The organism is Xanthomonas sp. NCPPB 3570, from assembly GCF_056725115.1.
Genome location: NZ_CM161513.1, coordinates 2,204,156 through 2,225,299, shown reverse-complemented (window position 1 = coordinate 2,225,299; position 21,144 = coordinate 2,204,156). Strand labels below are relative to the sequence as shown.

At 67.9% G+C, this 21,144-nt stretch carries 12 protein-coding genes; 8 read left to right on the top strand and 4 right to left on the bottom strand.

Translation table 11 applies throughout. The features are described from left to right. Positions 1–389 precede the first annotated feature (389 nt). Complete coding sequence (locus tag AC1PLR_RS09760; RefSeq protein WP_481103410.1) at positions 390–2,642, top strand: methyl-accepting chemotaxis protein; 2,253 nt, start codon at positions 390–392, stop codon at positions 2,640–2,642. Positions 2,643–2,840: 198 nt separating this feature from the next. Here the strand turns inward: AC1PLR_RS09760 and AC1PLR_RS09755 are convergent, their stop codons facing one another. From AC1PLR_RS09755 to AC1PLR_RS09740, 4 genes are all read right to left on the bottom strand, one after another. Next, the gene (locus tag AC1PLR_RS09755; protein ID WP_481103409.1) at positions 2,841–3,743 is read right to left on the bottom strand and encodes an NADP-dependent oxidoreductase; all 903 of its coding nucleotides are present in this window, start codon (positions 3,741–3,743) and stop codon (positions 2,841–2,843) included. Positions 3,744–3,804: 61 nt separating this feature from the next. After that, a complete protein-coding gene (locus AC1PLR_RS09750; protein WP_481103408.1) occupies positions 3,805–4,218 on the bottom strand; it encodes a DoxX family protein in 414 nt (137 codons plus the stop codon). 28 nt (positions 4,219–4,246) lie between these two features. Then, positions 4,247–4,624: a glutathione S-transferase N-terminal domain-containing protein gene (locus AC1PLR_RS09745; protein ID WP_481103407.1), complete on the bottom strand. Its 378-nt coding sequence runs from the start codon at positions 4,622–4,624 to the stop codon at positions 4,247–4,249. A 2-nt stretch (positions 4,625–4,626) separates the two neighbouring features. After that, on the bottom strand, positions 4,627–5,406 hold the full coding sequence (locus AC1PLR_RS09740; RefSeq protein ID WP_481103406.1) for a DODA-type extradiol aromatic ring-opening family dioxygenase: 780 nt from the start codon (positions 5,404–5,406) through the stop codon (positions 4,627–4,629). A gap of 206 nt (positions 5,407–5,612) precedes the next feature. On the opposite strand from AC1PLR_RS09740, the gene AC1PLR_RS09735 reads away from it, so the two are divergent. From AC1PLR_RS09735 to AC1PLR_RS09705, 7 genes are all read left to right on the top strand, one after another. Next, positions 5,613–6,542 carry a LysR family transcriptional regulator gene (locus AC1PLR_RS09735; protein ID WP_481103405.1) on the top strand — a complete coding sequence of 310 codons (930 nt, stop codon included), beginning with the start codon at positions 5,613–5,615 and terminating at the stop codon, positions 6,540–6,542. A 180-nt stretch (positions 6,543–6,722) separates the two neighbouring features. Next, positions 6,723–9,371: a methyl-accepting chemotaxis protein gene (locus tag AC1PLR_RS09730; RefSeq protein ID WP_481103404.1), complete on the top strand. Its 2,649-nt coding sequence runs from the start codon at positions 6,723–6,725 to the stop codon at positions 9,369–9,371. Between the two features lie 231 nt (positions 9,372–9,602). Then, the gene (locus AC1PLR_RS09725) at positions 9,603–10,364 is read left to right on the top strand and encodes a transporter (RefSeq protein WP_481103403.1); all 762 of its coding nucleotides are present in this window, start codon (positions 9,603–9,605) and stop codon (positions 10,362–10,364) included. Between the two features lie 13 nt (positions 10,365–10,377). Then, positions 10,378–12,747 (top strand): methyl-accepting chemotaxis protein, encoded by a 2,370-nt coding sequence (locus tag AC1PLR_RS09720; protein WP_481103402.1) that lies wholly within the window; start codon positions 10,378–10,380, stop codon positions 12,745–12,747. A gap of 243 nt (positions 12,748–12,990) precedes the next feature. Beyond that, positions 12,991–15,240, top strand: a complete 2,250-nt coding sequence (locus AC1PLR_RS09715; RefSeq protein ID WP_481103401.1) for a methyl-accepting chemotaxis protein — start codon at positions 12,991–12,993, stop codon at positions 15,238–15,240. A gap of 358 nt (positions 15,241–15,598) precedes the next feature. Beyond that, a complete protein-coding gene (locus AC1PLR_RS09710) occupies positions 15,599–17,842 on the top strand; it encodes a methyl-accepting chemotaxis protein (protein ID WP_481103400.1) in 2,244 nt (747 codons plus the stop codon). A gap of 623 nt (positions 17,843–18,465) precedes the next feature. Further along, positions 18,466–20,952: a methyl-accepting chemotaxis protein gene (locus tag AC1PLR_RS09705; RefSeq protein WP_481103399.1), complete on the top strand. Its 2,487-nt coding sequence runs from the start codon at positions 18,466–18,468 to the stop codon at positions 20,950–20,952. The last annotated feature ends 192 nt before the right edge of the window (positions 20,953–21,144 follow it).

Here is a 21,144-nt window from a genome sequence, read left to right as displayed (position 1 = left end):
GTGCGTCCCACGCTGCCGAAAGGTCGCGCGCGGATATGCGGCGCTCGCAGAGCGTGAGCCCTATCCACGTTCGCGTGAAAACAAAGTGAAAACAAGCTAAATGCGCGCCACTACCTCCTAAAGAAGACCGAGGACACGCCGATACGAGACTTGCGTACACAAATTGTCTACAAATTTGAACAAGATTGACTGAGAACGGGCTAAAGCAAGACAGACGCAACTGAACCATTCGTTTCGATCTTCAAAACCTATTAATTCGACGAAAACTATCAATTGAATGTTTTTGATTCACAGACGAAATAGATAAGGCAGCGCCCGACGCCTCCGCGGACATCGACTCAGGCAAGGGGTACGCCATCCCCAACGCTTCACCCATCAGGACTACAACGATGACGCTCAAGAATCTCAGTCTCTCCGCCAGGCTCGCGCTCAGCTTTGCCGTCATCGTGCTGATCACGGTGATCATCGGCTCGATCAGCCTGAGCAGCCTTTCTTCGCTCAACAGCGCCGCCGACATGAACGACCACACCTACAAGGTGATGGCCACCGGCGACATGATGGAAATCGATGCCCTCAACGTGGAGACCGGCTCGCGTGGCTATCTGCTGGCGGGCGAGCAGCAGCATCTGCAACCGTTCACCGCGGGCGTTGCCGGGTTCGAAAAGAATTTCGCCGAGGCCAAGCGCCTGACCGCTGACAATCCACGTCAGCAGGCGCGGCTGGAGAAGGTGCACGCGGCGTTCGACGATCTGGTCGGCATCGAGAAGCAGATCATCGCGCTGCGCACCCAATCCAACGACCCGGCGAAGATCGCCGCGGAATTCGGCCAGGCCCGCGACCGCAAGGCGATGCAGGAGATCCGCGGCCTGCTCGGCGACTTCAGTAATGAAGAGCGCGGCCTGCTGGCCAAGCGCACCGACACCCTGATCGCCGTGCGCGCGCAGAACAAGTGGGCGGTGCTGCTGGGCAACCTGCTGGTGATCGTGGCCGCGATCGGCCTGGCGATCGTGATCCGCCGGCAGTTGCTCAAGCGTCTCGGCACCGCGATCGGCGTGGCCGATGCCATCGCCCGCGGCAAGCTGGACAATGCGATCGACCTGCGCAGCAAGGACGAGGCCGGCGTGCTGCTGCTGAGCATGGACAAGATGCAGAGCCAGTTGCAGTCGGTGCTCGCCGCGCAGGCCGAGATGGCCCAGCGCCACGACGCCGGCCAGATCAGCTTCCGCATGGACGAAACCGTGTTCCCCGGCGACTACGGCCGCATGGTCCGCGACAGCAACGCCCTGGCCGCCTCGCACATCGCGGTGAAGCTGCGCCTGGCGCAGATCATGGGCCGCTATGCCATCGGCGACCTGTCCGACGACATGGATCGCCTGCCCGGCGAAAAGGCCGTGCTCACCGAGACCATGGACAAGGTGAAGCAGAACCTCACCGCGATGAACCACGAGATCAAGCACCTGGCCGGCGCGGCAGCCGCAGGCGATTTCAGCGTGCGCGGCGATGCCGAGCGCTTCCAGTACGACTTCCGCCTGATGGTCGACAGCCTCAACCAGCTGATGGCCACCGCCGACGGCAATCTGCAGGCGCTGTCGTCGCTGTTGCAGTCGATCGCCGCCGGCGACCTGACCGCGCGCATGCACGGCCAGTTCCAGGGCGTGTTCGCCACCATGCGCGACGACGCCAACGCCACCGCCGAACAACTCGCGGCGATCGTCGCGCGGATCCAGACCGCCGCGGTCAGCATCAACGGCGCCGCCAGCGAGATCGCCGCCGGCAACGACGACCTGTCGCGTCGCACCGAACAGCAGGCCGCCAGCCTGGAAGAAACCGCTGCGTCGATGGAGGAACTGACCTCCACCGTCAAGCAGAACGCCGAACACGCCCGCCAGGCCAACCAGCTCGCCACCGGTGCGGCCACGGTCGCCTCGCAGGGCGGCGCGGTAGTCGGCCAGGTCGTGGAGACCATGAGCGGGATCGAGGCCTCGTCGAAGAAGATCGCCGACATCATCAGCGTCATCGACGGCATTGCGTTCCAGACCAACATCCTGGCGCTCAACGCCGCGGTCGAAGCCGCCCGTGCCGGCGAACAGGGCCGCGGCTTCGCCGTGGTCGCCAGCGAGGTGCGCACCCTCGCCCAGCGCTCGGCCAACGCCGCCAAGGAGATCAAGGGTCTGATCGACGACTCCGTCGGCCGTGTCGCCCAGGGCTCGGCGCTGGTCGACCAGGCGGGCAAGACCATGCAGGAGATCGTGACCTCGGTGCAGCGTGTCACCGACATCATGGGCGAGATCGCCGCCGCCTCGCAGGAACAGTCCGCCGGCATCGAGCAGGTCAACCAGACCGTCACCCAGATGGACGAGACCACCCAGCAGAACGCCGCGCTGGTCGAAGAAGCCACCGCCGCCGCCCGCTCGATGGAGGAACAGGCCGGCCAGCTGAGCCAGGCGGTGGCCGTGTTCAAGATCGAGGCGAACAGCAGCCACGCCACCCCGCCAGCGGTCGCCAGCGCACCGAGCGCGCCGGTCCGCGCGATCGCCCGGCCGGCGGCCAAGCCGGTGACCAAGCCTGCCCCGCGCCCGGTCCGGCCATCGGCGCGTGCGGTCGCCGTCGCCGGCGGCGACGACACCTGGCAGGAGTTCTGAGCCCGCGCAGCGGCCGCCCATCCAGCGTCAAACAGCCCTGGGAGCACGCGCTCCCGGGGCTTTTTTTGGGTCTTCAGGCGATGGCAGTCACGGGCAGGAAGAACCCGGCGTCATTGCGGTCGCAGGGGCGATGCGTCGATGCCCTCGACCAACGTGGTGCTCGAGCGGTCGCTTGGTGCGGCGCGGCGCCCGCGCGGATCAGTGTTTCAACACCACCTTGCCAGGTGCGCCGGCTGCCACGGCGGCGTGCGCGGCACCGAGGTGTTCCAGCGGAACGATCTGCGCGATCGGGATGATCAGGTCGCCGCGTACAGCCGCGTCGAGGACCGCATCCAAGGTGGCCGCGTCGGTCTGATGAATGAGTTCCAGAATCGTCACCCGGCCCATCGCATTGGCGCCTTCGGGCACCGGCACGATGCTGGCGATGGTGCCGCCATCGCGCACATGACCGATCAGGTTGCCCGCCACCGGGGCCGCCGTACTGATCGCGAAGTCGACGTCAGGTGCGGCGGCGGCGATGGTGATGTCGATGGCGTCGCCGGCCAAGGCACGCGCCTCCGCGAGGCGCTCAGGGCGAACCCCGGCCACGGGCTGCGCGCCCAGTTCCTGGAGGTATTGCACCGCGGCGCGGCCTGCCGCTCCCAAGGCACCGGACACCAGCACGCGGTCGCCGGCCTTGATGCCCAGCGCCGCGACCGTCTGCCTGCCGATCAGGCCGGCCTTCACCAAGGCAGCGCCCTGTTCGAAGCTCAACGCCTCCGACAGCCGTGCCATCGAGGTGGCAGGCACGACGCCCTGCTCGGCATGGGCGCCGCGACCGTTGTGCCGGAAGTCGGCGACGACGCGCTCGCCCACCGACCAGCCGCTCACGCCCTCGCCGAGCTTGGCGATCACGCCGGCCGCATCGCTGCCCAGGATCGCCGGCAGCGGCAAGGGAACCATCTCGGCAAAGTAGCCCTGGCGCAGAGAGAGGTCGAACGGATTGACGGCGGAGGCATGCAGGCGCAGCAGCACCTCGCCCGGACCGGGTTCCGGCGTGGCCGTGTCGCTGGACACGAACCGGTCAGTGTCGCCATAGGATGTAAGAAGAACCGCTTTCATGGGATGTATTCCTGTGAAGGGCGCTGCGTGAGCGCCGGGTCGGTGGGTGCAGGAGGTGGAATCAGGCGAGCGCAACGCGCCGCGATGCGGGGCGCAGGACGTTGTCGAGTGCCCAGGCCCCCGCGCCTGCAAAGGCGAGGTAGAGAAAGATGAAGCAGAACAGCACGGCCGGTTCGCCCATGTTGAGCGCGGGCCAGAACCCCATCGACAGATGCACCATGAAATACGCGGCGGCCATTTCCCCCGACGCGATGAACGCGGCGATCCGGGTGTAGTAGCCGCTCGCGATCAGGCACGAGGTGACGATTTCGATGACGCCGGCGACCAGCATGATGGTCGGCAGCGGATAGGCGACACCCGGAACCGGGGCAGGAAACTGGAAGAACTTCATCGTCGCGTGTTCGAGGAACAGCAGTGCGGCGACGATGCGCAGAACGGCGAGGACGCGGGGCGTCCAGACGGTGGTGTCGATCATGATCGTTTCTCTCTATCCAGGGGGGGCGTCAGGCTGTGGCGGCGGCGGTCTTGAGGTCCATGTTTTCCTTCCAGAGCCGCGTCAATGCGGCCAGGGCGCCAGCGACATAGTTCCGGTAGACCGGCATTGCCGCTGGATCGCGGCCGAATCGCTGGGCGAGCGACGCGACGATGTCGTCCGACTCGGCGATGTACTGGCCGGGCTGGAGCTGCGCCGCCGGGAAGCTGACCCTGCTCAACTGCGGCGCGAGCTCGGCGCGGATTGCGTCTTCCTGCGGGGTGCCGCTGGCGAAGTCGCGCGTCTCGACCGCGGCCCCGAGATTCGCTTCCAGGATGAACACACGGATCTTCATGCAGAAGGGGCAGTGCTGCTTCAGGTAGACGATCGGCTTGAAGGTCTCGGTCATGGTCACTGGCTCCGGGAAAAAACCGCAGGAAGCGTGCCGAAGCGGAAACTCGACGCGGTGATCCCATCGATGAAATCGTGTTGGTGGTAACTGAGCGCCGCGGCGTCGTCCTCTGCGGCGCCGACGGCCACCATCAACGGCAGCAGGTGGTCTTCGCGTGGGTGCGCTCTCCGCGCCGCCGGTGCCTGTTCCCAGTGCAGCAATCGCGCGACACGGGCATCGGGCGCAGCATGGACCACGGTCTGCTGCAGCCAGTCGTCGAACTGGCGCGAGGCTTCGCGGCTCTCGGCCGCGTCGATGTTCGAAAGATTGTGGTAGCTCTGGCCGCTGCCGACGATCAGCACGCCTTCGTCGCGCAGCGGCGCCAGCGCCCGACCGACGGCGATATGCAGCGCGGGATCGAACCTGCTGTCGAGCGAGAGCTGGACGACCGGGATGTCCTCATCGGGATAGAGCGGCTTCATCAGGCTGAAAGTGCCGTGGTCGAAGCCACGCGCCGGATCGAGCCTGACCTCCATGCCGGCGGTGCCCAGCAGCGTCTTGACCCGCTGCGCCAGCGCTGGCGACCCCGGCGCGGCATAACGAATACGGTAGAGATGCTCCGGAAAGCCGCCAAAGTCGTAGACCATGCCGGGCCGTTCGCCGGACGAGACGGAAAAGCCGTCCGTGTCCCAATGCCCGGAGATGACGAGCACCGCCTGCGGCGCGCCGTGCAAGTCCGCGCGCATCTCGACCAGCGATTGCTCCAGCCTGTCGAAATGACGACGGAACGCGCCGGTCATGTAGGGCCAGGGACCGCCTCCATGGCAGACGAAATAGGTAGGAAGACGACCTGCACGCACGATGGAGACCCTCGCTATGGTCCGAACCAGGCTGTCAGCCCGGGGGGCACGGGGCGTTGCCACCGCGTCCGTACAAGGTCATCTTTTCTTTCCAGATGAACAACGACCCTTCCGTAGAAGAATCATTTCCTCTAGATTGACGATCCATGGATACGCTGACGAGCTTGCGGGTCTTTTGCGCGGTGGCCGAGCTGGCAAGTTTCACCGCCGCTGCGAACCGTCTTGGCCTGTCGACCCCCATGGCCAGCAAGCATGTGCAGCACCTGGAGGATCGACTGGGCATCCGCTTGCTCAACCGCACCAGCCGGCGTGTCAGCCTGACCGAGGCCGGCGCGCTCTATCTGGTCCAGGCGCGGCAGACCCTCGACGGCCTGGACGAGGTCGAGGCGGCGCTCAGCGATGTCGCGGTGTCGCCTCGCGGAACCCTCAAGGTGAGCGCGCCGGTCTGGCTCGCGACCCCGCGGATCGTCGCGATGCTGGCCGATTACCAGCGGCGTTATCCGGAGGTACGCCTCGATCTGGATCTGAGTGGTCGGCTGGTCAATCTCGTCGACGAGGGCTTCGATCTTGCGCTGCGCGCGACCACGCCGGAACGGCTCGATCCTGGTCTGGTCGCGCGCGCACTCGGGCGCATCGACTTCTGCCTGGTCGCCGCGCCGTCCTATCTCCAAAGCGCCGACGAGATTGCACGGATCGCGGACCTCAACGGCCACAATCTGTTGCTCTACAGCGGCGTCAACATCGGACCCGATATCACGTTCCATGGCGCGGACGGACCTGAGACGGTGCGCTTTCGCGCCGTGATGCGCAGCGGTAATGAGACCCTCCTGCATCTGGCGGCCCTGGAGGGGATGGGATTTGCCATGCTGCCGGCGTGGATGGTGCTGGCCGACGTCATGCAAGGGCGGCTGCGCGCCGTGCTCCCCGAGGTGGCAACGTTCAGCGCCACCCTGCACGCGGTCTACCCAAGCCGGAAATACCTGTCGGCCAAGGTACGGACCTTCATCGATCATCTCGCCTCGCAGGACAGTCCCTGCACCTGGTACCGCATCCCCGAGATGGCGGTGCACTCCTAGCGGTTCGGCACCTGCCAGCCAGCCGTGGCGGCGGAAACACCACAACGCACACTACATTTCTGGGACGCGGTGCCGATAACGAGGACGTCGCGCACGTCCCCTGCCCCGACCGCCTCACGCCAGGAGGCAGTCGGAGTCCACGACGGCGCGCGCTTCATTCCTCCCATCGAGACGACCGCGATGCCCACGACGTCCTCCACACGCCCGAGCAGTGTCGCCACCCGCCTGATGTTGGGCGTGGCCGCGATCGCCCTGCTGTGCTTCGGCATTACCGCCGCCATCATCTACGCCCGCAGCAGTTCCGCCCTGCTCGCCTCGGCCAAGGTCGGCATGACCGACGCCGCGCGCCTGGAATCGGAGCGCATCGGCAACACCATCGGCGCCTCCGCTGTCTCCAACCAGGCGCTGGCCAATGCGCTGCTCGCCCAGCGCGGCCAGGACAAGGCGCGCGAGCTGTTCAGCGACAGCCTGCGCCGCGAACTGCAGCAGCACCCGGACTGGACCGGCATCGGCACGCTGTGGGAGCCGCAGGCACTGGACGGCAAGGACGCGGACTACGCCAACAGTGCAGGCCACGACGCCAGCGGCCGCTACATGGTGTACTGGTCCTGGCAGAACGGAAAACTCGTGCGCGATCCGCTGCGCGACTACGACGTGGCCGGCGCCGGCGACTGGTATCTGAATCCGCGCAAGCTGCTGCGCCCGACCGTCGCCGAACCCTACGATTACGAGATCGCCGGACAGAAGGTGCTGATGACCACGGTCAGCACGCCGATCCTGGAAGACGGCAAGTTCCTGGGCGTGGTCACCACCGATTTCGGCCTGGCCGCGCTGCAGCAGCGCGTGGCCAAGCTGCGCCCGCTCGGCGCCGGCCACGTGCGCCTGCTCTCGCCCGGCGGCGCCATCATCGCCGATCGCGATCCCGCGCTGGTCGGCAAGACGCTGCAGGATCCGGCCACCCGCGCCTTGCTGGCCGACATCGCCCAGGGCAGGACCGTCAGCCGCGACAGCGTGGATCCGCAGACCGGTGCCACCGACGTGGAAGTGTACGTGCCGCTGCAGATCGGCCAGGCCCAGGAGCGCTTTGCGCTGAGCGTGGCGGTGCCGAAGGCGGTGCTGATGGCGCCCGCGCACCACCTGCTGTGGACCATCGCCGTCGTCGGCCTGTGCGCCGCGCTGCTGCTCAGTGGCGGCCTGTACCTGCTGCTGCGGCGTCTGGTGGTCAAGCCATTGGCCAGTGCGGTGGAAGTATCCAGTGCGGTCGCCGCCGGCCGCCTGGACAGCCGCATCCAGTACCCGCGCAACGATGAGCTGGGACAGTTGCTGGGGTCGTTGCAGCGCATGCAGCAGCAGCTGCGCGCGGTGCTCGACGCGCAGAAGGAAATGGCCCAGCGCCACGATGCCGGCGAGATCAGCTTCCGCATGGACGAGCGCGCCTTCCCGGGCGACTACGGGCGCATGGTCCACGACAGCAATGCCCTGGCCGCCTCGCACATCGCGGTAAAGATGCGCCTGACGCAGATCATGGGCCGCTATGCCATCGGCGACCTGTCCGAGGACATGGATCGGCTGCCCGGCGAAAAAGCGGTGCTGACCGAAACGATGGACACGGTCAAGCGCAACCTCACCGCGATGAACACCGAGATCAAGCACCTGGCCGGCGCCGCCGCGGCGGGCGATTTCAGCGTGCGTGGCGATGCCGAGCGCTTCCAGTACGACTTCCGCCTCATGGTCGAAAGTCTCAATCAGTTGATGGCCACCGCCGATGGCAACCTGCACGCGCTGTCCACGCTGTTGCAGGCGATCGCCGCCGGCGACCTGACTGCGCGCATGCACGGCGACTTCCAGGGTGTGTTCGCGACCATGCGCGACGACGCCAATGCCACCGCCGAGCAGTTGGCGGCGATCGTCACGCGGATCCAGACCGCCGCGATGAGCATCAACGGGGCCGCGGCCGAGATCGCCGCCGGCAACGACGACCTGGCGCGCCGCACCGAGCAGCAGGCGGCCAGCCTGGAAGAGACCGCCGCATCGATGGAGGAGCTGACCTCCACCGTCAAGCAGAACGCCGAGCACGCGCGACAGGCCAACCAGTTGGCCGCCGGCGCCGCCGCGGTGGCCTCGCAGGGCGGCACACTGGCCAGCCAGGTCTCGGACAAGATGAGCGGCATCGAGACCTCGTCCCGCAAGATCGCCGACATCATCGGCGTCATCGACGGCATCGCCTTCCAGACCAACATCCTGGCCTTGAATGCCGCGGTGGAAGCGGCCCGTGCCGGCGAACATGGCCGCGGCTTCGCCGTGGTCGCCAGCGAAGTGCGCACCCTCGCCCAGCGTTCGTCGAATGCGGCCAGGGAGATCAAGACCTTGATCGACGATTCGGTCGAGCGCGTCGCCGAGGGTTCGGCGCTGGTCGAACAGGCCGGCACCACCATGCAGGATATCGTCGCCTCGGTGCAGCGCGTCACCGACATCATGGGCGAAATCGCCGCCGCCTCGCAGGAGCAATCGGCCGGCATCGAGCAGGTCAACCAGACCATCACCCAGATGGACGAGGCGACCCAGCAGAATGCCGCGCTGGTCGAGGAGGCCACCGCGGCGGCGCGCTCGATGGAAGACCAGGCCGGCCACCTCAATCAGGCCGTGGCGCTGTTCAAGTTGGAGACCGGCGCCAAGGCGGAGAGCGTCGCAACGGCGCCCGCACGCCGTCCTGCCGCGGCCGCCCCGGTGGCAGCCGCGGCGACGCCACGACGGCCGGCTGCGGCCCCGCTGCGCGCGGTCCCACGCGCGACCACGCCGCCGGACGACGCGCAGTGGCAGGAATTCTGAGCCACCCGGTCGTCCCTGATCCGCGCAAGGCGCCCGAGCGCCTTGCGCCCCTCCCCAGCCCTCAGACGCGTCGGCCACCGCAGAGCGCTTAGCACGTCACGTTCGTAAAGAAACGGTCTTCAGGGTCGATATAGAAAGCGGAACTGCCACGCCATGGGCACCGCACGCGCCTCGGCGCCGGACGCACTGCGCCCGGATCCCGGTTCCGACCGAACCGCCACGGGAGGCACCATGAAGCCAGTCGTTCTTGCCACTTGTCTGACTCTGTTCGGCCTTGCGGGAGGGGCGCATGCCGCAGCCGAGCCGATCGCCACCGATCGCCCCGACTTCGTGGAATCCAGCCTCACCGTCGGCGATCGGCGCCTGCAGGTGGAAACCAGCGTGGCCTGGGAACGCGACGGCGACGTCGATGGCTACGCCACGCCCACCCTGTTCCGCTACGGCATCGGCCCAAGCTGGGAACTGCGCCTGGAGACCGACGGCTGGCAGACCATCGACGTCCCGGTCGGCGACGACGTCTCCGGCTTCTCCGACATCTCACTCGGCCTCAAGCACCACCTGGCCAGCGAGATCGGCGGCGCCTCGCTGGCCTGGCTGCTGCATGTGGACCTGCCCAGCGGCGCGCGCGACGTGCGCGGCAGCGGTGCCCGCCCCTCGTTCCGCCTGGTGGCCGAATGGGAACTCAGCGACAGCGTCTCGCTGGGAATGATGCCCGGACTGATCCGCGACGAAGGCGACAACGGCCATCGCTACACCGCCGGCATCTTCGGCGTGGTGCTGGGCAAGGCCTGGAACGACCGCACCCGCTCGTTCGTGGAACTGGCCCTGCCGCAGATCGCGCATGCCGACGACGGCGGCACCATCGCCCTGCTCGACGTGGGCTCGGCCTGGCTGCTCAGCCAGGACGTGCAACTGGACGTGGTGTACAGCCGCGGCCTCAACGACCGTTCGCCGGACCACGCGCTGGGCGCGGGCCTGTCCTTCCGTTTCTGATCGGGCCACACCGATGAAAATCATGCATATGCTCGGGATCCTGGTGCTGGTGGCGGTCCTCGCCCTGCTCGCGTTGGGCGGGGTCGGCTACGGCGCCCAGCAAGGCCTGCTGCGCTCGGTCGCCGCGCAGGTCACCTCCTCGGACGCGTTGCGCAACCACATGCAGGCCGACATGATGCACGACGCCCTGCGCGGCGACGTCACCGCCGCGTTGCTGGCGTCGGCGCGGCAGGATGCGGACGGGATCAAGGCGGCGCGCGCGGCCCTGGGCGAACACGCCGGCGAGTTCCGCAAGGCGCTGGACGACAACCAGAAGCTGCCGCTGGACGGTGCCCTGCGCGCGCAGCTGGATGCCGCCGGGCCTGCGTTGCAGCGCTACATCGCCGCCGCCGACAAGGTGGTGACGCTGGCCGAGACCCACGGCGACAGCAGCGCCGCCTATGCGGACTTCACCGCGCAGTTCACTCGGCTGGAAAGCGAGATGGACGCGATCAGCGACCGCATCCTGGCGCTGAACGAGCAGAGCCGCAAGGCCGCCGAACAGCAGAGCCAGCGCGCCACCTGGCAGCAGGCTGGCGCGGTGCTGGTGGCCGTGCTGTGCCTGGCCGCCGCCGCGGCCTGGATCCTGCGCTCGGTCGCGCAGTTGCTCGGCGGCGAGCCGCGGGTGGCGATGGACGCCGCCCAGCACATCGCAGAAGGCCGCCTGGATCAGCCGATCCCGTTCGCGGCCAGGCACGGGCGCAGCCTGATGGCGGCGCTGGCGCGGATGCAGCGGGAACTGCGCGAGCGCATCGAACGCGAACGCAGCGTCGCCGCGGAGAACCTGCGCATCCGCACCGCGTTGGACAATGCCTCCACCGGCATGTACATCGCCGATCCCGACCTGACCATCATCTACGCCAACACCGCGCTGCAGACCCTGCTGCAGACCCACGCCGAGGACATCCGCGCCTGCGCGCCGGCGTTCGACCGTTCCGCGCCGCTGCTGGGCCAGTCGGTGGCGCTGCTGGAAGTCGGCAATTCGCAGGACGCGGAAATCTACCAGCGGCTGGACCGGCAAGGCGCGGCGCAGCGCGAGGTCCGCTATCGCGAGGTCTGCATCGCCCAGGAGATTTCCGCCATCCGCAATGCCGAGGGCGCGCACCTGGGCTTCGTCTGCGAATGGCGCGACCGCACCGCCGAGACCCGGGTGGAAGCGGAAGTGGCCGCGGTGGTGCGCAGCGCCGCCGCCGGCGACCTGTCGCAGCGCATCGACCGCACCGGCAAGCAAGGCTTCTTCCTGATGCTGGCGCAGCAACTCAACGGCCTGCTCGACGCCAACGCGATCAGCATCGCCGAGGTCTCGCGGCTGCTCAGCGCGCTGGCCGACGGCGATCTCGGCGCGCGCATGCACGGCGACTTCCACGGCATCTTCGCCACCATGCGCGACGACGCCAACGGCACCGCCGAGCGCCTGGCCGACATCGTCGGCCGCATCCAGCGTGCCGCCGGCGACATCCACAGCGCCGCCACCGAAATCGCCCAGGGCAACAGCGACCTGTCGCAGCGCACCGAGCAGCAGGCGGCCAGCCTGGAAGAGACCGCCGCCTCGATGGAAGAGCTGACCGCCACGGTCAAGCAGAACGCCGAGCACGCACGCCAGGCCAACCAGCTCGCCGCCGGCGCGGCCGCGGTCGCCTCGCAAGGCGGCGCGGTGGTCGGCCAGGTGGTGGACACCATGAGCGGCATCGAGACCTCCTCGAAGAAGATCGCCGACATCATCTCGGTCATCGACGGCATCGCCTTCCAGACCAACATCCTGGCGCTCAACGCCGCAGTGGAAGCCGCCCGTGCCGGCGAACAGGGCCGCGGTTTCGCCGTGGTCGCCAGCGAAGTGCGCACCCTCGCCCAGCGCTCGGCCAATGCCGCCAAGGAGATCAAGGGGCTGATCGACGACTCGGTCGGCCGCGTCACCACCGGCGCCGAGCTGGTGCAGCGCGCCGGCCAGACCATGCAGGAGATCGTGGCCTCGGTGGGCCGCGTCACCGACATCATGGGCGAGATCTCCGCCGCCTCGCAGGAGCAGTCCGCCGGCATCGAGCAGGTCAACCGCACGGTGACGCAGATGGACGAGAGTACCCAGCAGAACGCCGCCCTGGTCGAGGAGGCCACCGCGGCAGCGCGGTCGATGGAAGACCAGGCGGCGCAACTGAGCGACGCGGTGGCGGTGTTCCGGTTGGAACAGCACGCCACGCGTGCCACCCCAGCCCCGGCCGTCGTCGCCGCGGTGGTGGCCGGCCAGTCGGCATCCGCTGCAACGTCGCGTGCCGCGCAGGCGTCCCAGCCGAACGCGCAGGCCATCGCCGACGCGATCGGCACCGACTGGCAGCCGCTGACCGCGTGAGGAACCACGTAAGGAAATGAATCAGACAGCGTCGGGAATCGTCTTACGACCAACGACGTATCGAGGAATGCGCCGTCACGCCGATATCACATTTGGGTGACGGCGAAACATGTTGTACAGCAACGCATTGGTTTTCCTTTCTTCACTTTTCTGACCGCCACGCCCACTCCTCCGGTCGCGCATACGCCGCCGGAGCCGTCGGGACAAGCATGTCCCAGGGACACCGTCAACGAAGAGGTCGACATGAATGCCTTTCTGCAACGCTACAACGTCGGACGCCGCCTCGGCGGCGCCTTTGGTCTGCTGATCCTGCTGTCCTGCCTGCTTGTCGCGGCCGGCATGGTGTCCATGTCGCGCGCCCAGACCGAACTGGATCAGATCGTCAAGAACAACGTCGAGAAGACCCGCATCAGTAACGACATGCTGGACGCCAACAACAAGATCCTTGGTGCGCTGGGCACGCTGGCGATGGTGACCAGCGACGAACTCAACCAGCAGGCTGTGGCAGAGATCAAGAAACAGCGTCAGCGCTACACCGAATTGCGCGCCGAGCTGGACAAGTTCCCGCCCTCCGCGAAAGGCAAGGTGGTCCGTGCCAAGATCGATGCGGCGCGGGCGACCGCACGTGCACTGAACGACCAGGTCATCGCGTTGGCCGTCGTCAATCGCAACGACGAAGCGCAGGCGCTGCTGATCAATCGCTCGCGCCCTGCCACCCTGACCTGGAACGGCTACATCGGCGAGAACGTGCAGTTGCAGAACGAGCAGTTGCAGACCGCCTACGCCAGTGCGACGCAGGCGATCGCCAATGGCCGCCACCTGCTGATCGCCGGCGGCGTCATGGTGCTGCTGGTCAGCGGCCTGCTGGGCTGGACCATCACCCGCAGCCTGACCCAGCCGCTGCACCGCGCCACCCGCGCCGCCGAAGCCATCGCGAGCGGGCGCCTGGACAACGACGTCGCCACCGACACGCGCGACGAACCGGGGCGGCTGCTGAATGCCATGCACACCATGCAGACGCAATTGCGCAACCTGATGCGCGCGCAGGATGAAATGGCACGCCGCCACGAACTCGGCGAGATCAGCTACCGCATGGACGAGAGCGTGTTCACGGGCGACTACGCGCGCATGGTCCACGACGCGAACAAGATGGTCGCCGATCACATCGCAGTGAAAATGCAGACCGTGCATCTGATCGAACGCTACGCGATCGGCGACCTGTCCCAGGACATGCCGCAGTTGCCAGGCGAGAAGGCCACGATCACCACGGCGATGGCTGCGGTGAAGGGCAATCTGATGCGCATGAGCGGCGAGATCAACCAGCTCGCCGCCGCCGCCCTGGCCGGCAATTTCGCCGCGCGCGGAGACGCCGTCTACTTCCAGTACGATTTCCGCGCCATCGTCGAGAGTCTCAACCAACTGATGGCCACTGCCGACGGCAACCTGCAGGCGCTGTCGCAGATGTTGCAGTCGATCGCCGCCGGCGACCTCACCGCGCGCATGCACGGCGACTTCAATGGCGTGTTCGCCAGGATGCGCGACGACGCCAACACCACCGCCGAGCAGTTGGCGGCGATCGTCGGCCGCATCCAGACCGCCGCAGTCAGCATCAACGCTGCGGCCACCGAGATCGCCGCCGGCAACGACGACCTGTCGCGCCGCACCGAGCAGCAGGCCGCCAGCCTGGAAGAAACCGCCGCCTCGATGGAGGAACTGACCTCCACCGTGAAGCAGAACGCCGAACACGCGCGCCAGGCCAACCAGTTGGCGGTGGGTGCGGCGGCCGTCGCCTCGCAAGGCGGCAGCGTGGTCGGCCAGGTGGTCGAGACCATGAGCGGCATCCAGGCCTCGTCGAAGAAGATCGCCGACATCATCTCGGTCATCGACGGCATCGCCTTCCAGACCAACATCCTGGCGCTCAATGCGGCGGTGGAAGCGGCGCGTGCCGGCGACCAGGGCCGCGGTTTCGCCGTGGTTGCCAGCGAAGTGCGCACCCTGGCCCAGCGCTCGTCGAACGCGGCCAAGGAGATCAAGGGCCTGATCGACGACTCGGTCACGCGCGTGACTGAAGGGTCGGTCCTGGTCGACCAGGCCGGCCGCACCATGAGCGAGATCGTGGCCTCGGTGCAGCGCGTGACCGACATCATGGGCGAGATCTCGGCCGCCTCGCAGGAGCAGGCCACCGGCATCGAACAGGTCAACCAGACGGTGGTGCAGATGGACGAGACCACCCAGCAGAACGCGGCCTTGGTGGAAGAGGCCACCGCCGCAGCGCGTTCCATGGAAGAACAGGCCGGTCAGCTCACCAGCACGGTGGCCTTGTTCAAGATCGACAGCATCGGCGGTACCGCCGCTGGCGTGCACCCAGCGCCGGCGCGGGGGCCGTCCGTTGCGGCCAACGCACCGCGTGTCGCCAAGGCAGCCGCCCGTTCGCACACGCAGCCCGCCAAGCGCGCTGCGGTCGCGGTCGGCGGCGACTGGCAGGAGTTCTGAGGCGCACGGTCGCCATGCCGCGGGCATGGCGACCGACTGCGGCGGCAATGCCACGCGTGCGCGATGCACGCCATGCCCGTCGACACAGGCGAGCAAGAAGCAGGGCAAAGGCCAACCAATTACGCGCCAACGCATGTCGGAGCCGCGTCGGATTTTGCCCTTGCCGACCAACATCGGTCGGATCGCAGACAGCTTCCTAACCGTCTGCCAACACGTCCGTGAGAAATGCTCAATTTCTCACCGGCACGTCGATATCGAGGGTGCGACACGGCATTGCACACGGCATTGCCAGGTCGCGTCGCAAGCGCTGATTGCCAGCGTTACGACCCGGCTCCCTCTGTCCCCCAAAAGGTCGGCTATGAACGCACTTCTGCAACGCTACAACGTCGGTCGGCGCCTGGGCATGGCGTTCGGCATCCTCATCCTGCTGTCCGGCCTGCTGGTCGCCATGGGGCTGCTGACCATGGCCAGGGCGCATCGCGAACTGGACAGCATCGTCAACAGGAACATGGAAAAGGTGCGGCTCTCCAACGAGATGCTCGACGCCAATACCAACGTGCAAATCGGGTTGCTGGCCATCACCATCGTCGATGGGGATGCGGCCAACCAGAAGATGATCGACATCGTGCAGCGCAACCGTGCGCGCTACAAGGCCGCGCACGATGCCTTGTCGGCAATGCCGGCCAGCCCGGTCGAGCGCCAGGCCATGGACACCATCGAGGCCTCGCGCGCGCGCTCGATGCAACTGAACGATCAGGTGCTCGCGCTGGGCGAAAAGGACCAGAATACGCAGGCGCAGGCGCTGTTGCTCGGCGATGCGGCGGTGGCGATGGACAAGCAGCAGGCCGCGATCCGCGCCAATGCCGATCTGCAGCGGCGCCTGAGCAAGGAGGCCTATGCGGTCTCCTCAACGGCGATGGCGCGTGGCCGCATCGTCCTGATCTCCGGCGGCCTCGCCGTCCTGTTGGTCAGCGGCCTGCTCGGCTGGACGATCACCCGTAGCCTGACCGGGCCGCTGGGCCGCGCCACCCGCGCCGCCGAGGCCATCGCCGACGGCCGCCTGGACAACGACGTGAGCACCGATGCACACGACGAACCCGGCCGCCTGCTGGTCGCGATGGGCCGCATGCAGACCCAGTTGCAGCGCTTCTCCAGCGAAACCGCGCTGATGATCGAGCTGCACGCCGACAAGGACATCAGCCACCGCATGCCGCAGGACTTCCCCGGCGTGTACGGCGAGCTGAGCAAGGGCATCAACACCATGATGTTCGAACACCTGGACGCCATCGTCGACGCCATCGGCGTGCTCAACGAATACGCCAACGGCGACCTGCGCCGCGACGCGCGCCGCCTGCCCGGCAGCCGCGCGGTGCTGCACGAGTCGATGGATGCGGCCAAGGCCAGCCTGCTGGCGATCAACACCGAGATCAAGCGCCTGGCCGCCGCCGCCGCGGCCGGCGACTTCAGTGCCCGCGGCGATGCCGCGCATTTCCAGCACGACTTCCGGCTGATGGTGCAGGACCTCAACGCGATGATGGAGGTCAGCGACCGCAACCTCGGCAAGCTGTCGGCGTTGTTGCAGTCCATCGCCGCCGGCGACCTGACCGCGCGCATGGACGGCGAGTTCCATGGCGTGTTCGCCACCATGCGCGACGACGCCAATGCCACCGCCGACCAATTGACCGGCATCGTCGGCCGCATCCAGACCGCCGCGGTCAGCATCAATGCCGCCGCCACCGAGATCGCCGCCGGCAACGACGACCTGTCGCGCCGCACCGAGCAGCAGGCCGCCAGCCTGGAAGAAACCGCCGCTTCGATGGAAGAGCTGACCTCCACGGTCAAGCAGAACGCCGAGCACGCCCGCCAGGCCAATCAGTTGGCGGTGGGCGCCGCCTCGGTCGCCTCGCAGGGCGGCGCGGTGGTCGGCCAGGTGGTCGAGACCATGAGCGGCATCGAGGCGTCCTCCAAGAAGATCGCCGACATCATCTCGGTGATCGACGGCATCGCCTTCCAGACCAACATCCTGGCGCTCAACGCCGCGGTGGAAGCGGCCCGTGCCGGCGAACAGGGCCGCGGCTTCGCCGTGGTCGCCAGCGAAGTGCGCACCCTCGCCCAGCGTTCGGCCAATGCCGCCAAGGAGATCAAGACGCTGATCGACGACTCGGTCGGCCGTGTCGCCACCGGCTCGGCCCTGGTCGACCAGGCAGGCCGCACCATGAGCGAGATCGTGGCCTCGGTGCAGCGCGTCACCGACATCATGGGCGAGATCTCCGCGGCCTCGCAGGAACAGTCGGCCGGCATCGAACAGGTCAACCAGACAGTGACCCAGATGGACGAGACCACCCAGCAGAACGCCGCCCTGGTCGAGGAAGCCACCGCCGCCGCGCGCTCGATGGAGGAGCAGGCCGGCCAGCTCAGCGATGCGGTCGCACTGTTCAAGATCGACAGCGTCGCCAGCATCGCGCGGCCGGCCGCGGTACGCGCGGCGCCGGCCAAGCCGGCGGTGCGGGTCACGAGCAAGGCCGGCGCGACGCCGCAACCGGCGGCACGCAGGCCCGTGGTGGCCGCCACCAGCAATGGCGACGCCTGGCAGGAGTTCTGAGGCCACCGCGCATACGGCATGGCCGCCTCGTCCTGACGCGCGGCACATCCTGTCATTGCTTCGGACGCCGGCTGCGCGGAGACGCGCAGCCGGCGATCGCCTGTCCGCGCGTCTCCGCACACACCACCGCGGAACTACCGCGCGCAGCGTCCGCATCACCACGGCGAACGCCAGGCTGCCAGCCGGTACGACACCGGCTGCACCGGCGCATAGCATCCCTTCGGGCGACGTGACCCGGCTGGGGACATACCAGCACCTGCAGGGCGGGACCGTTCCCGCGGCATCCTCAGCGGGCCTGCGATCTCCGGAACGTGCTGTCGTAAGCAAGTTGCGACGATTCCCGCGTCGGGCTGCATCCGCATGCTGCGGCGGGACGTATGTGCTCCGACCCTCACGCCCATGCCACAACCCTGATGAACGTCTAACCGCAAACGATCACAGATTCAATTTTTGTCTAACGCCGCCGCTAAAGAAATGCCCGAGTCGGACGAGCGCGCGCGATCCCCGTCGCACACGTCACCCCGCCCAGGCGAAGTTCCCTGCCGCCACGTTTCCCGCATTCCCATGGCCTGCGCTCCACCCGAGTGCAGGCCTTCTTTCGCTCTTCCTCCGAGACCCGCGCAATGACGTCGCACTCCGCGAACCACGCCGCTCCGCCCGCCTCCGAACGCCGCTCCCGTTTGCGGATCTGGCACGACCTCCCCATCGCGCGCAAACTCAGCCTGATCGGGGTCCTGGCCCTGATCGGCCTGGTCATTCCGCTGCTGCTGTACACCCGAACGCTCAACGACGGCGTGGAGGTCAGCCGCGCCGAGTTGCGCAGCTATGCGCCACTGCGGCAGATGCTGACGCTGCTGGCGGCCCTGCAGGAAGAGCAGGTCGGCACCGGCGCCGATGCGGCGCAGGCGCGCGAGACCGCGGACCGGGCGCTGGGCGAACTGCAACGGACCGTGCCGGCCCTGCCCGGCTTCGACCGCAGCACGAAAGCGCTGGCGCAGCTGCAGCAGACCTTGCAGACCAGGCGCAACGACTTCGCGGCGGTCGCCGACAAGGCCGACGACGCGCTGGACGCGCTGCGCGACGACAGCCAACTGGTCTACACCCCCTACGTGGAGAGCTACCACCTGGTGGTCAGCAGCCTGATCTACGCCCCGGTGACCAGCCAGACCCTGACCCGACTGGACGCGATGCCCGATCCGTCCCAGGCAGGCACGGAGACCCCGATCCTGCGCGCCCAGATCGGCGAGTTGGCACGCAACCAGGCGCGCCTGCGACATGAACTGAAGAAGGCACTTAGCCTGCTCGAACAGCAGGATCCGGCGCTGACGCAGGCGGTGAGCAACGAAGCCGCCGTCGCCGATCGCGCCCTGCCGCAACTGGCGCAGGCCCTGGACAGCGGCGGCGCCGACGCCGACCAGCGCTGGAACGCGGCCCTGCACGGCTGGGACGAGGCCCTGCACGGCCTGAGCGCCACCGCCTTGCAGGCGCTGCAGCGCCAGTCGCAGCGGCATCTGGACGCGTCGCTGCAGGCGATGTGGTCCGCGGCGGCCGGGCTCAGCGTGTTGACCCTGCTGATCGCGGCGATCTGTGCGCACACGCTGGTCACGCTGACCCGCAATGTGCGTCGCGCTGCCGGTGTCGCCGCCGACATCGCCGAAGGCCGCCTCGACGCCCGCATCGTGGTGCCCAGCCGCGACGAAAGCGGACGGCTGCTGGCCGACATGCAGCGCATGCAGCAACAGCTGCGCGAAGTGCTGGCCGCACAGACCGAGATGGCGCGGCGCCACGACGTGGGCCAGACCAGCTACCGCATGGACGAAACCGTGTTCCCCGGCGACTACGGCCGCATGGTCCGCGACAGCAACGCCCTGGCCGCCGCGCACATCGCCGTGACCGAGCGCCTGGCGCGGATCATGGGCCGCTATGCCATCGGCGACCTGTCCGAGGACATGGATCGGCTGCCCGGCGAGAAGGCCCGCCTCACCGAGACGATGGACACGGTCAAGCACAACCTGACCGCGATGAACACCGAGATCAAGCACCTGGCCGGCGCCGCGGCGGCCGGCGACTTCAGCGTGCGCGGCGACGCCGAGCGCTTCCAGTACGACTTCCGGCTGATGGTCGACAGCCTCAACCAGTTGATGGCCACCGCCGACGGCAACCTGCAGGCGCTGTCCGCCTTGCTGCAGTCCATTGCCGCCGGCGACCTGACCGCGCGCATGCACGGCCAGTTCCAGGGCGTGTTCGCCACCATGCGCGACGACGCCAACGCCACCACCGAACAACTGGCCGCGATCGTCGCGCGTATCCAGACCGCCGCGATCAGCATCAACGGCGCCGCCGCCGAGATCGCCACGGGCAACGACGATCTGTCGCGCCGCACCGAGCAGCAGGCCGCCAATCTGGAGGAGACCGCCGCCTCGATGGAGGAACTGACCTCCACGGTCAAGCAGAACGCCGAGCGCGCGCGCGACGCCAACCGCCTTGCCGCGGGCGCGGCCTCGGTGGCGTCGCAGGGCGGCGTGGTGGTCGGCCAGGTGGTCGCCACCATGAGCGGGATCGAGGCCTCCTCGAAGAAGATCGGCGACATCATCAGCGTCATCGACGGCATCGCCTTCCAGACCAATATCCTGGCGCTCAACGCCGCGGTGGAAGCAGCGCGAGCCGGCGAACAGGGCCGCGGCTTCGCCGTGGTCGCCAGCGAAGTGCGCACCCTCGCCCAGCGCTCGGCCAACGCCGCCAAGGAGATCAAGGGCCTGATCGACGAGTCGGTCGGCCGCGTCGCCGAAGGCTCGGTGCTGGTCGAGCGCGCCGGCACCACCATGCAGGAGATCGTGACCTCGGTGCAGCACGTCACCGACATCATGGGCGAGATCGCCGCCGCCTCGCAGGAGCAATCGTCCGGCATCGAGCAGGTCAACCGCACCGTCACCCAGATGGACGAGAGCACCCAGCAGAACGCCGCCCTGGTCGAAGAAGCCACCGCCGCCGCCCGCGCGATGGAGGAACAGGCCGGGCAGTTGCGCCAGGCCGTGGCGGTGTTCAAGGTGGACGCGGCGAGCCCGTCGGCGGTGCAGCCCGTACGCAGACCGGCGCACGCCTTCGCCTGAGTCCACGCGGGCAGTGGCGCAAGCAGAAGTGCCACCCGTCGCGCCCGGGCCTCGGCTCCCGTCCCATGCCGAGGCCTCACCCTGCACACCACTCGGCCGCAGACCGGTTCCGCGGCCGAGCGCGTTTCTGGCCCTGCGCATCAAGTTTTTCGCGAGGTGCGCACATCAGCGTCGTTACCACCACGTGAATTG

Excerpts from the sequence above, each read along its gene's own strand:
- AC1PLR_RS09735 (WP_481103405.1), top strand. The coding sequence starts at position 5,613 with ATGGATACGCTGACGAGCTTGCGGGTCTTTTGCGCGGTGGCCGAGCTG.
- AC1PLR_RS09705 (WP_481103399.1), top strand. The coding sequence starts at position 18,466 with ATGACGTCGCACTCCGCGAACCACGCCGCTCCGCCCGCCTCCGAACGC.
- AC1PLR_RS09730 (WP_481103404.1), top strand. The coding sequence starts at position 6,723 with ATGCCCACGACGTCCTCCACACGCCCGAGCAGTGTCGCCACCCGCCTG.
- AC1PLR_RS09750 (WP_481103408.1), bottom strand. The coding sequence starts at position 4,218 with ATGATCGACACCACCGTCTGGACGCCCCGCGTCCTCGCCGTTCTGCGC.
- AC1PLR_RS09745 (WP_481103407.1), bottom strand. The coding sequence starts at position 4,624 with ATGACCGAGACCTTCAAGCCGATCGTCTACCTGAAGCAGCACTGCCCC.
- AC1PLR_RS09710 (WP_481103400.1), top strand. The coding sequence starts at position 15,599 with ATGAACGCACTTCTGCAACGCTACAACGTCGGTCGGCGCCTGGGCATG.
- AC1PLR_RS09740 (WP_481103406.1), bottom strand. The coding sequence starts at position 5,406 with ATGACCGGCGCGTTCCGTCGTCATTTCGACAGGCTGGAGCAATCGCTG.
- AC1PLR_RS09755 (WP_481103409.1), bottom strand. The coding sequence starts at position 3,743 with ATGAAAGCGGTTCTTCTTACATCCTATGGCGACACTGACCGGTTCGTG.
- AC1PLR_RS09720 (WP_481103402.1), top strand. The coding sequence starts at position 10,378 with ATGAAAATCATGCATATGCTCGGGATCCTGGTGCTGGTGGCGGTCCTC.
- AC1PLR_RS09715 (WP_481103401.1), top strand. The coding sequence starts at position 12,991 with ATGAATGCCTTTCTGCAACGCTACAACGTCGGACGCCGCCTCGGCGGC.
- AC1PLR_RS09760 (WP_481103410.1), top strand. The coding sequence starts at position 390 with ATGACGCTCAAGAATCTCAGTCTCTCCGCCAGGCTCGCGCTCAGCTTT.
- AC1PLR_RS09725 (WP_481103403.1), top strand. The coding sequence starts at position 9,603 with ATGAAGCCAGTCGTTCTTGCCACTTGTCTGACTCTGTTCGGCCTTGCG.